Origin of the sequence: Pseudoalteromonas sp. MMG024 (assembly GCF_021654175.1) — a bacterium.
GTDB lineage: Bacteria > Pseudomonadota > Gammaproteobacteria > Enterobacterales > Alteromonadaceae > Pseudoalteromonas.
On record NZ_JAKFZO010000007.1, the window covers coordinates 154,745 to 166,431 of the forward strand.

The 11,687-nt window shown below is 40.7% G+C and carries 10 protein-coding genes; 3 read left to right on the forward strand and 7 right to left on the reverse strand.

The features are described from left to right. Positions 1-15 precede the first annotated feature (15 nt). Complete coding sequence (gene mrcB / locus L1068_RS08670) at positions 16-2,328, reverse strand: penicillin-binding protein 1B (RefSeq protein ID WP_237129930.1); 2,313 nt, start codon at positions 2,326-2,328, stop codon at positions 16-18. A gap of 211 nt (positions 2,329-2,539) precedes the next feature. On the opposite strand from mrcB, the gene L1068_RS08675 reads away from it, so the two are divergent. Next, on the forward strand, positions 2,540-3,592 hold the full coding sequence (locus tag L1068_RS08675; RefSeq protein ID WP_237129931.1) for an aldo/keto reductase: 1,053 nt from the start codon (positions 2,540-2,542) through the stop codon (positions 3,590-3,592). Positions 3,593-3,609: 17 nt separating this feature from the next. Here L1068_RS08675 and L1068_RS08680 read toward each other — a convergent pair whose 3' ends face one another. Next, positions 3,610-4,305, reverse strand: a complete 696-nt coding sequence (locus tag L1068_RS08680; protein WP_237129932.1) for a hypothetical protein — start codon at positions 4,303-4,305, stop codon at positions 3,610-3,612. 131 nt (positions 4,306-4,436) lie between these two features. Here L1068_RS08680 and L1068_RS08685 point away from each other — a divergent pair, with 131 nt between their 5' ends. Further along, a complete protein-coding gene (locus L1068_RS08685) occupies positions 4,437-4,856 on the forward strand; it encodes a DUF3429 domain-containing protein (protein ID WP_237129934.1) in 420 nt (139 codons plus the stop codon). Between the two features lie 12 nt (positions 4,857-4,868). Here the strand turns inward: L1068_RS08685 and hrpB are convergent, their stop codons facing one another. From hrpB to L1068_RS08705, 4 genes are all read right to left on the reverse strand, one after another. After that, the gene (hrpB, locus tag L1068_RS08690; RefSeq protein WP_237129935.1) at positions 4,869-7,310 is read right to left on the reverse strand and encodes an ATP-dependent helicase HrpB; all 2,442 of its coding nucleotides are present in this window, start codon (positions 7,308-7,310) and stop codon (positions 4,869-4,871) included. A gap of 30 nt (positions 7,311-7,340) precedes the next feature. Next, positions 7,341-8,549: an organoarsenical effux MFS transporter ArsJ gene (gene arsJ, locus L1068_RS08695; RefSeq protein WP_237129936.1), complete on the reverse strand. Its 1,209-nt coding sequence runs from the start codon at positions 8,547-8,549 to the stop codon at positions 7,341-7,343. 78 nt (positions 8,550-8,627) lie between these two features. After that, the gene (locus L1068_RS08700; RefSeq protein ID WP_237129938.1) at positions 8,628-9,626 is read right to left on the reverse strand and encodes an ArsJ-associated glyceraldehyde-3-phosphate dehydrogenase; all 999 of its coding nucleotides are present in this window, start codon (positions 9,624-9,626) and stop codon (positions 8,628-8,630) included. A gap of 10 nt (positions 9,627-9,636) precedes the next feature. Continuing rightward, complete coding sequence (locus tag L1068_RS08705; RefSeq protein WP_010561811.1) at positions 9,637-9,960, reverse strand: metalloregulator ArsR/SmtB family transcription factor; 324 nt, start codon at positions 9,958-9,960, stop codon at positions 9,637-9,639. A 42-nt stretch (positions 9,961-10,002) separates the two neighbouring features. On the opposite strand from L1068_RS08705, the gene thpR reads away from it, so the two are divergent. Further along, positions 10,003-10,545, forward strand: coding sequence for an RNA 2',3'-cyclic phosphodiesterase (thpR, locus tag L1068_RS08710; protein ID WP_237129939.1), 543 nt, complete (start codon positions 10,003-10,005; stop codon positions 10,543-10,545). Here the strand turns inward: thpR and L1068_RS08715 are convergent. After that, on the reverse strand, positions 10,542-11,639 hold the full coding sequence (locus tag L1068_RS08715) for a response regulator (RefSeq protein WP_237129941.1): 1,098 nt from the start codon (positions 11,637-11,639) through the stop codon (positions 10,542-10,544). The two genes, thpR and L1068_RS08715, sit on opposite strands and share 4 nt — an antisense overlap. Positions 11,640-11,687: the final 48 nt, after the last annotated feature.

The following is an 11,687-nucleotide window of genomic DNA, read 5'->3' on the forward strand; positions in this document are numbered from 1 at the left end:
ACATCACGATACGCGCTAGTAACAGCGCGGTCGTGAATTAAATAACTCTGCTGGTATTGGCAATTTAAGCACAGTGCCGCATCCTGGCGGAGCTTGTCTGCCCGTTTCTGTATTAACAAATGCCCATTTAATCGACGGTGGTCTAGGTGTCGCGATTGACTCAGGATTAAGCTGTCGCAAGTAGCGAATGTAAAGCTCTAAAGCACCAACGCTACCAGTTAACTTAGTCGGTTTATTATCATCACGACCAACCCAAGTAACGGTTACCGTATTTTGGTCAAAACCGGCAAACCAGCTATCACGCAAGTTGTTGGTTGAGCCCGTTTTACCTGCTAACTGAATGGTTGGGAAGTGTAATTTTAAGCGTTTCGCGGTGCCTTCACGTGTTACCTTTTGCATTGCATATTTAGTCATGTAACTAGTCGCAGGAGAAAAGCGCGTTTCAGGCGTACTGTTATGCTGATAAATAAGTTCGCCCACAGCATTGGTAATTGCCGCTACTGACGTTAACTTACGATAATCGCCATCAAACGCAATAGTTGAGTACATTTGCGCAACATCAATCGGTGCAAGCTCTTGCGCACCTAACAGTAGTGACGGGTACTGGTTAATTGACTCATCAACCCCTAATCGCTTAATTGACTTAGTTACAGCAGGTAAACCTAAATCTAGCCCAACCGCCACAGCTGGCATATTGATACTTTTACTAAAGGCTTGGTAAAGCGGCATTTTACCGCGGAATTTTTGGTCGAAATTAGACGGTGACCAAGTGTGTCCGGCTTCATCGCTAATCTCCATTGGCTCGTCATCAACTAAGCTACCTAAGGTGTATTTACCCGATTCAAATGCCGTCATGTAAATGGCTGGCTTAACCAATGAACCGATATTACGTTTGGTATCGAGCGCTCGGTTAAAACCATTAAAATCGCTATCGCGTGCACCTACCAAGGCAGACACACCGCCGTATTTTACATTAACCGACAACATTGCCGCCTCAAGTTTAGAAGTCGATTTTAAACGCTCTAAATATGGCAACCCAGTTTCAAACGACTTTTCCATTGCCGCTTGTTTTTGTAAATCGAAATAAGTAAATACGCGTACACCTGCGTCAATTGTATCTTTTGAATTTAAAATTGTTTTCAGCTCGCGGCGCACTAAGTCCATATAGCCCGGGTGCTGATTAATATCAAAGCGCGATAGTGGTTCTATTTTGATATCGCGTGCTAACGCCAGTTTATAGCTCTTAGTCGAAATTAACCCATTCTCAACCATTAAGCGCAGCACCAAATCACGTCTTTCCATCGTGCGCTCTTTAAAACGTCTTGGATTATAAAAACTAGGCCCTTTAACCATCGCCACTAACAGCGCCACTTGGTCGTATTCAATTTCATTCAGCGGTTTACCAAAATAAAACTCACTGGCTAAACCAAAGCCGTGTACACCTTGCGAACGCGACTGACCTAAATACACTTCGTTTAAGTACGCTTCTAAAATTTCGTCTTTGCTGTATCTAAAATCTAAAATCAGCGCAATTAATGCTTCATTGATTTTACGTGTTAGGGTGCGATCTCGGGTTAAATAAAAGTTTTTCGCTAACTGCTGAGTTAAAGTACTGCCCCCTTGCACTGTGCGACCTGCGCGAATATTTGCAACCAAGGCACGTACAATAGACCAAACTGATACCCCATGGTGCTCGTAAAAATTGCGGTCTTCTACCAATAGCAAGGTATCTTGTACTACTTGCGGAATATGACTAAGTGGCACAAACTCGCGGTCTTGCTTGCTTTCGTTGGCAAGGCGCGCCAGCTGCAATGGTTCTAAGCGCGCCATTGATAAATGTGCCCCTTGTTCATCTTTAATTGCAGCAAGCTTTTTCGGGCCAAAGACTAAATCGAACCCAACTTGTTGTTCTGCCCCATCATAAAATTCAAAAGCACGGCGATAAATACGAATAGTATTGCCTTTAATAACGTACTGACCGGTATTATTGATGCGATTAACTTCAGAATAATTAAGGCGTTGGAGTTCCCACACCACTTCATCTTTTGATAAGTATTGGCCGGGATAGAAGGTCATTGCGCGGGCATAAATTTGCGCTGGTAACTGCCACTTGTTACCCTCAAATTTATGGCTAATTTTGCTATCTAAGTAGATTAAATAAAGTGCTAGTGCAACCAACAAACCAGCACCTAGCTTTAACGCAAGCATTGAAAAGCGTTTTAATTTGCTCGGTTTGGTTTTAGCTTGAGTGGCTTTTTTAGCGCGCGGCTTACGCGTTGTAGTTGCCTTTTTCGTTGCCGCTTTTGGCGTTTTCTTTTTATCTGTCATTGCACTTAGAATTGAGAAAAATCCTGTTTATCATACCGATTTTTGTATCGCATTTCATTGCCAATACCTATTAAAACCCCCATTATAATTGCCTGATGTTGTTGTTTGTATTTTAAATCAGCACGGCTGAGTATTGTTCTCATAAAAAAGCATCAAATCGCAACGTCATATTTTCACTAAATCTAATAATTTTAAGACCAGAAGGTTCGCTATGAAATACGCAAAATTAGGAAGTTCAAACATTGATGTTTCACGTATTTGTTTAGGCACCATGACCTGGGGTGTGCAAAACAATCAACTTGATGCCAATCAACAAATTGAGTTAGCCGCCGAGCTCGGTATCAACTTTATGGATACAGCCGAAATGTACGCTGTACCACCAACACCCGAAACCTACGGTAAAACAGAAGAAATTATTGGTAACTACTTTGCCAAAAATAAACGAAAGCGTGATGACTGGGTAGTTGCAACAAAGATAGCAGGCAATGGCCTGCCTTGGATCAGAAATGCTTCAGACATCACTGGTCAAGCGGTAATCAATGCGGTTGATGCGTCATTAAAACGCCTACAAATCGACACCATTGATGTTTACCAATTGCATTGGCCTAACCGCACCTCTCCGCATTTTGCAAAACATAGACCGAACCAAATTAGTTTTACAAACGTTGATACTAAAGCACATAAAGCGCAAATGTTAGATATTTTACAAGGGCTAGATCACTGCATTAAAGCAGGTAAGATTCGCCACTATGGCCTTTCAGATGATACGACCTGGGGTATTCATACGTTTATTGAATTAGCCAAAGAGCATAACTTGCCTCGCCCGGTGTCTATTCAAAATGAATTTAATTTACTGCACGCTAAAGATTGGCCTTATCTAATAGAACACTGTGTACATGAAGAAATTGCCTATTTACCCTGGTCGCCGCTAGCAACCGGCATGTTAAGTGGAAAATACCTAAACGATGCCAGACCACACGGTAGTCGCTGGACATTAATGCAGCGCAATGGGTTATTTAGAAATACCGAAACTGCACAACAGGCAGTTGCTGAATATTGTCAGCTTGCGGCGAAATTAGGTATCACACCAAGCCAACTTGCACTGGCATGGTGCGATAAAGTTGACGGTGTAACTTCAACCATTATTGGTGCAACTACGCAGCAGCAGCTAGCCGAAAACATTGCCGCATTTGAACTTAACTTACCAGATGACTTTATGGCGCAAGTAGATGCTATTTGGCGTAAATATCCACTGCCGTATTAGCGCGGGCAGTTAACATACTAACGCTTAAATAATGTGTGTACTAACTGCTTTAAGTTAATCGGCATAATCACAAATAAGGCAACACCCGATGAAAAATGCGGGTTTGCCTTACAATAAAATGCAATTTCTCGTTTTTCGCTGTTAAAAAACGCCTTTAAATCATCGTCACTGTAAGCACTACTGCGTCCTGTTTCCACTAAACAACGGGTATCTGTAAGTGAGCTAACAATGCCAGCCTTATTAAATGCGTCAAACAAATCGCGTTTATGATGCAAAAACTGCGGGCTAGGATACGTGATTGCAACGCGCTTACTAATAGCGCGATACATCGCAGGGCTTAACATGGTATCGGCGTAGTAAATATCTTGCCAAGGATGCATTAGCCAATACTTAAACGCTTGTTGAATAGAAAACGACAAAGTATGACCACCTTGTCGAAATTCAGGATAAAAACCAGCGGATGCTCTTAACAGCACTTTTTTGTTTGCATGCTCAAACGTAAGTAAACAATAACCAACAATGTTTCCATCAGCAAAGTAAAGCCTTAAAACACGTTTAAACGCCGCGCTACAATTGAAGTATTTTTCAAAATATTCTTCACTGGAAATGCCGTTAAAACAGGCAGTAAAAATATCTTTTAGCGCTGAAATATGTGATGTATCTAACCAATTATTTGGCCAACTAAAATCTTGTGTCTGTTGAATTGCACCCACATAACCACCCTAAATAGAGCTATAACTCTAAACAGAATATCAGAGCCTGTTTATCTAAATCCATAATAAACTAAACAAATTTGATGATTCTCGCGTACAATCACTATTAATTGAAATCGTGAATTGTACTTATGTCAAAATATAGCAATCAAACACTATTAGGTTACCTTGGTCTTATTCCATTTTTATTATTAGTAGGTGCTCACTTTCTTTTTGAGCATTTTTTATTAAGCCAAGCATTTATGTTTTATAGCATTAGTATTATGAGTTTCGTTGCCGGTACATTATGGCACGAATCAAACAGTAATAAGCTAAATTGGCTAATTGTATTACCAACAATTCCAACGCTAGTGCTCGCACTATTTGATACAAAACTGGCCTTACTCTACCTCGGCGCCTGCTATGTTTTTGTATTGGCAGTGCAAAAACGTTCCGAAACATGGGGTAAATTAAACCCAGATTATCAACGCATGCGTGAGCGTATTACGGGTGTAGTGTTGGTTTGCCATTTATTTTTTGCCGCACAACTGCACCATGGTGTGGTGCAGTAAAAAGCAGTGTGATTACATTCTGCTTTTTACTTTATTAGTTGCCTTAGCATTGGCCGGGTCGTCTGGCCAAAAATGCTTAGGGTAACGCCCTTTCATTTCTTTTTGTACTTCTCGGTAACTCGACGCCCAAAACCCAGCTAAATCTTGCGTGATCTGAAGTGGACGCATTGCCGGTGACAGTAATTCAATGGCTAACGATAGCTGACCATTCGCAAGCTTAGGTGTGGTTGCAACGCCATACATTTCTTGCATTTTTACCGAGAGCTTTGCAGGGCCATCAACTTGGTAATGAATTTTTAGTTTTGAACCAGTAGGCACCACTAATCGCTCTGGCAATAACTCATCTAATAACGTTTGCTGTTGCCAATCAAGCAACCCTTTAAGTGGCGCTAATAAATCCAGTTTTTTAAGCGCCGCCAAACTATTTACGTCGTTTAAATAAGGCGAAAGCCACGTATCAAGATGATCAAATAAGTGCTGTTTTGATAACTGCGGAAACTCATTTGGTGAAAATTGATGGGCTAACGTTAAACGCACTATGTATTGCTCAACGTCAAACATTAGGTTTAACAGTTGCCACCCTTTTTTCGCGATAATATGACACCAAGCAGCGGCTTTTTCATCACCACTAATCGCTTTATTGCTCGGTTTACGTGACAGTATCAGCTGCCCTAAACAATATTGTGTTTCGGCAATAAAACGCCCAGCGCTCTCATCAAACTGTGCAACATCTTTATTCTCAAATAAGTACGGCAGCGCCCTTTCAACTTGTGCTAAATCACACTTACATGCATTAAATACGTGCTGCCCTGTCGCACCGCCCATATCACCAATACATAACAAGTCATCATAAATTGGAAAGTCATCATAAAGTGTTGCGCCAGCGCCATTAGCTAAACGCAACCCGTTACCGCGTTTTTGCGCAATGCGGTCGGGAAATGCCAACGCCATTACAATCGATAAATATTCAAGTGGTAAATGATTAACCGCAGTTAATTTTAAACGTTTAAGCCAAAGGCGTAGTTCTTTATCAAAGTTTGGGGGCGGTGATTTAAGCTGAAAATTAAGCCCAGTTGCAAGGTCATTACTGCGATTAGCCTGACTGGTAAAAAGCGCAACCAGATACACTGCCAAATGATAGATACCGGTATAATCAGCTTCAAGCTGCTTTGCTTTTATCAACATATGAGCAAAGCGCAGCTCTGTACCATAACTCAACATTTGTTGACCTAATGAGGTAATCTTGCCATCAGCCGTGATAGCTTCAAGCATCAATAACAGACTGTTTGCCGCATCAATCTGTTTGGGTGATGGTTTATCAAGTAACACCAAGTCGTCAATTGACGTTCCCCAATTAGCGCACTCTAAAGCAAGCTGACTAATATCGCTGCGCAATATTTCAGGTATTGCATGGCTTGCTCGTCGCTCGAAATGCTCTTTACTGCCTAAGCGATACACCACACCCGCTTCGATGCGCCCTGCACGACCAGCACGTTGAATTGCAGACGACTTAGCAATATTCACAGTAAGCAATTGGCTAATACCATTTTTAACATTGTATTGGGTTATTTTCTCTTTACCTGAATCAACAACAATGCGAATTCCATCAATGGTTAAGCTGGTTTCTGCCACATTGGTGGTGAGTACTATTTTCCGTTGCCCTTCGTAGCATGGTTTAAGCGCCGCTTGCTGTGTTTTTTTGTCTTGCTTGCCAAACAGTGCGTAAATTGCAGTATCTTGCGCGATGCTTCCTGTGTTTTTGGCTGCAATAAGCTCAGACTCTATCGCTTTAATTTCTTTTACGCCGGGTAAAAACACCAGTGCGCTGCCGCTTTGTTCAGCCATTGCTTGAATGGTTAACGGCGCTATTTGCGCAAGCCAATCAGCTTCATTTTTAACTGCAGTATAATGTTCAGCAATAGGAAATTGACGCCCTTCACTTTGCACTAGCGGTGCATCGAAGTGACAACTTAAACGCTCCCCATCAAGCGTTGCCGACATAATCAGTAATTTAAGTTCATCACGATAAGCCATTTGCGCTTCAAATGAGAGTGCGAGTGCTGTTTCAGCTTGAATTGAACGTTCGTGAAATTCATCAAAAATCACCAAATCTACGCCGTCTAATTCAGGGTCATCTTGCAGCATACGTGTCAACATGCCTTCAGTTACAATTTCTAAACGGGTGTGTTGGCTGGTAAAATTTTCACCACGAATGCGCAAACCGATTGTGTGCCCTAGCGGCTCATCTAAACAGTCGGCCAGAAAGCTTGCGATATTGCGTGCAGCAAGCCTACGTGGCTCTAGCATAATAATACGTTTGAAGTGATTATCTTTAATTAATTGCAGTGGCAACCAAGTTGATTTACCCGCCCCTGGTGGCGCTTGCAGCACCACGCGCTCATGTTGCGATAATCTAGAAACCAGAGTTTGATAAACACTTTCAATCGGCAGCAAAACAACTATCCATTCATTTTTTGCTGAATTTTAACTGTTTTGCGTTAACTTCGCAGTAATTGGAATGCAAATCGCTACAAATAATGCACTTACTATTAAACATGCTGTTAACCCATATTGCTGAAACAATAATCCAGACAACACAGTGCCAAATAAACGCCCACAGGCATTTGCCATGTAATAAAGGCCAACATCCATCGAGGCACCTTCATCGCGGGCGTAATGCACAATCAAAAATGAGTGAATGGCAGAGTTAATAGCAAAAATTACGGCAAATAAAATTAGTCCAAGTATCGCCACATTAACCAGTGATAGGCCGTAAGAAATCGCCACCAGCATAACCACCAAAACAGCCAACAATGCAAGCGCACTAAATACCGCTGACTGTGCATTGGCCTGTTTATTAAAAGCCTTAAATACTTTTGGCGTAGTTGATTGAAAAACCCCGTAAATAATCACCCACGACGCCATCATAGTACCTACTGCTGTACTCGACCATCCCGCTTGCATGGTTAAAAACACAGGCAAGGCAACCACAAACCACACATCGCGACTGGCAAATAAAAAGCAACGCGCAAACGAGAGTAGGTTTACTTTTTTACTTGATGAAAATACTTGGCTAAATTTCGGTTTAAATGATTTGGCCTCTAAACTTTGTTTTAGCTGAGAGGCAACCACTAAAGTAATCAATCCAAGTCCGGCAGCCAGTAAATACAAACTGTTTTGATAGCCAAATAGCGCGAGTAAAAAACCACCTAAAAAGAAACCACAGCCTTTTAGTGTATTTTTCGACCCTGTAAGCAGTGCCACCCATTTAAACAGAGTGCTACTTTCATCGCTTGGCACAAGCTGTTTAATAGCTGTTTTGGCACTCATTTTATTGAGATCTTTAGCAATGCCCGATGCTGCCTGCAATAGCATTACATAAACAACACTTAGCCATTGAGTTTGCGCCAGCAAAATCAGCGCGCTAATTTGCAGCAGCAAGCCACTAAACAAAGTGACTTTTAAACCAAAACGGGCGCCCAACCAGCCACCAAACAAATTAGTAACAATGCCAAAAAATTCGTAAAACAAAAATAGCATTGCCACTTCAATTGGCGAATAACCGAGAGTATGAAAATACAGCACTACCAGCATACGCAGTGCGCCGTCAGTTAAGGTAAATCCCCAGTAAGCTAGGGTAATTTGTATGTAGTCTTTAATTCCCTGACCGACTGTGTTTGATGCTGCTAACATAATTTAACGCTACGTGAAGTGATAAACAAAACCTAAACCAAGGCGTTGTAACACCTTGGTTTAAGAAGAAAAGGTAAGTTATGACGCGGCAATCATATTAACAATGTCATTCATACGTGAGACATAGTTAATTTCGTTGTCGTACCAAGCTAATACTTTCACTAAATGCTTGCCGATTACTTGAGTCGACAACCCATCAACAATGGCACTGTGCGTATCACCAACAAAATCAACAGAAACCAACGGGCGCATTTCAATATCTAAAATCCCCTTTAATTCACCTGATTTAGCGCGCTCAAATGCATTGTTAATGTCTTCAACGCTGGTTGGTTTTTCAGTTTCAATTACTAAGTCTACCAGAGAGCCGCTTAACAGCGGTACGCGCACAGCTAAGCCATCAAGCTTGCCTTTCAACTCTGGGAAAATCGTCATAATTGCTGTTGTCGACCCCGAGCTTGTTGGAATTAACGATTCACCACAAGCGCGTGCACGACGTAAGTCTTTATGAGCTTTATCAACAATAGTTTGGGTATTGGTAATATCGTGAATAGTCGTCATTGAGCCACGTTTTATGCCGACTGTTTCTTTTAATACCTTTACAACAGGCGCTAGGCAGTTAGTTGTGCACGACGCCGCCGTAACCACTTTATGTTTATCTGCTAGGTATAAATCATGATTTACGCCATAAACTAAATTAATCGCGCCTTCGTCTTTTACTGGGCAAGAAACAAGAACACGCGCTAGCCCTTTATCTAACAAAGGTTGAAATAGCTCCGATTTTCGGTAAAGCCCCGAACAGTCAATTAATAAGTCAATGTTATCAACAGGTAGATCAGTTAACTTTGACTCATGAAATAAGCTAATTTTCTGCTCAGCGACATATAAATGGCTGTCGTCTGCATGAATTTCATTATCTTTAAAGCGTCCTTGAACTGAGTCAAACGCTAGCAAGTGGGCAATCGCCTCGTTTGTTGCTGCGGGATCATTAATATAAACCAACTGATGGTTTTCCTCAGCTAACACGATACGTGCTAATAATTTACCCATACGACCGAAGCCGTTAATCGCAATTTTCATAATAAACAGCCTAACAATTTGAAGGTTTGAAAGAAGTTAAATCACGTTGCACTTGGCAATCGCTATTTAGTGTGTCGAGTGTTAATTTCAAAATCGCTAACAGCGGCTGGCTGAGCGATTCACTTAATTGATAAAAGCGCCATGTACCGCGAGTAACTGACTGCACAAGCCCTGACTTTTTTAAATAACTTAAATGGCGACTAACCGTACCTTGTGGCATATCTAAAACGGCAACGAGATCACAGACACATACCTCTTTATGCTCTAAAATAAGAGCCATAATTCGAAGGCGGGTCTGCTCACTGAGTGCTTTGTGAAATTGTGCTACAACCATAAATTCGCTTAAACATATATACGTATAAGCAAATATTAAAAGATGACAGATAAAAATCAAGAAAATAAACGGCTATTTTTTGGCTTAGATTTTAGCGAAGAAGATAAATCCAAATTATTCAATTGGTTAACGTCAAACATTGAAAACAAACGTAAGCCTATATTAAAAAGTAATTTGCACTTAACCTTAGCGTTTTTACCGAATGTGCCAATAAAAACACAAAAAGCTTTAATTGAATTTGCACACAGCTTAACGGTGTCCCCATTTAGCTTGCGCTTTGAAGAGACAAGCTTTTGGCAAAATAGTGGGATTTTTTATTTAAAACCAACAAGCCAGCCCAACTCATTAACACAGCTTGCCAATACATTGCGCGATGAAGGTGAAAAACTGCAACTTTACACTAACCCGTTTGCCTATCACCCGCACGTTACGCTAATACGAAACTGCAAACAGCCCCCTCAAATAATACAAAAAATCACGCCGTTTGACGTGACCTATAGTGAATTTAAACTGTTTCACTCGACGCGCATTAATAACCAGTTACGCTATATACCAATCGAAACATTTCCGCTAAAAGCCGATTAAGACAATTGACGCTTAAAGTCCTTAATCACGTTGTTTAAGCTATTAATAATTTTTACATGACTATAGGCGAGGTCTTCAAACTTCATTAACGTGTCATCGGTTACCTCTGTTAACTTACTTTCTTCGTCATTGGTGAGTTCTAGCTGGCTAAAAATCTCAAAAAACTTAAGTGATTGGTGGCTTTGAATTTGCTGAGTTTGTTCTGTAAAAAGCCCCATTTTTTGCTGTAAATCATCTAATTCAAACGCAATTTTTTTAAAATACAGTTGTTTTACGTATTCTTGGTTGAGCATATTAACTTGATGATTTGCACATTCAATATAGGCCGCTACCACATCTAAAATTTGCCCTTTTCGTACTTCGTCTTCAGGCATATTTTTAATTAAAATACAGATATAACTGTCTTTGAAAAAATATCGACGCCCAGCGTTAATAATACGCTCGTCTTTTTGCATTACTAATTTAAAAAGATCTTCTTCCATGCCACATGCTCGAGCATAAGGACTATCCCAATAACTTATCTGACTATTTTCACTGTACGCAATCGATGCTGTGAGCTCTAAACTTTGTAAGTACGAAAAAATATGAACTAAAAACTCGTTGTAGTTACTGCAAGAAAGGCAACCTTGAATCGCTCTTGCCGTATTACCCCACATAAAAGAATCAGACATTGCAGAAAATACTGCTGTGTTTGCCTGCTGCTCAGCTTCTTTAAGCGCATCAAACTCTTGTCGGTTAGCGAGCGCTTTTTTAATTTTAATTAACAGTAAAGGGGGAATGAATGTGCGTTTATCAATCCAATCTGCCGCACCTGCATTGAATGCATTCATTTTGGTATCAAGTTCTTCAGAGGCACTTAAAAACACGATAATTGGGTTATTGCCTTGTTTTTTAATATGATGAATAAGCTCAACCCCTTCGCCATCGGGAAAGTAGTAATCTAAAACAATGACACTAAATTGAGACTTATCGCACAAGGCTTTCGCTTGCTCCAAATTATACGCTTGCGACACTAAGTATTCATCGGTCAAGCTTGAGGCAACAAGGTCATTTAAACAAATATCGTCTTCCGCAATCAGTAAGTCTATTTTCATAGTTTAAACACGTTAATAGCACCAGTACTAAGCATAGAATAATATTAC

What these genes read in the sequence shown, in the direction of transcription:
- L1068_RS08715 (WP_237129941.1), bottom strand. Translation starts at nt 11,639, where the DNA reads ATGAAAATAGACTTACTGATTGCGGAAGACGATATTTGTTTAAATGAC.
- thpR (WP_237129939.1), top strand. Translation starts at nt 10,003, where the DNA reads ATGACAGATAAAAATCAAGAAAATAAACGGCTATTTTTTGGCTTAGAT.
- arsJ (WP_237129936.1), bottom strand. Translation starts at nt 8,549, where the DNA reads ATGTTAGCAGCATCAAACACAGTCGGTCAGGGAATTAAAGACTACATA.
- L1068_RS08675 (WP_237129931.1), top strand. Translation starts at nt 2,540, where the DNA reads ATGAAATACGCAAAATTAGGAAGTTCAAACATTGATGTTTCACGTATT.
- mrcB (WP_237129930.1), bottom strand. Translation starts at nt 2,328, where the DNA reads ATGACAGATAAAAAGAAAACGCCAAAAGCGGCAACGAAAAAGGCAACT.
- L1068_RS08700 (WP_237129938.1), bottom strand. Translation starts at nt 9,626, where the DNA reads ATGAAAATTGCGATTAACGGCTTCGGTCGTATGGGTAAATTATTAGCA.
- L1068_RS08685 (WP_237129934.1), top strand. Translation starts at nt 4,437, where the DNA reads ATGTCAAAATATAGCAATCAAACACTATTAGGTTACCTTGGTCTTATT.
- L1068_RS08705 (WP_010561811.1), bottom strand. Translation starts at nt 9,960, where the DNA reads ATGGTTGTAGCACAATTTCACAAAGCACTCAGTGAGCAGACCCGCCTT.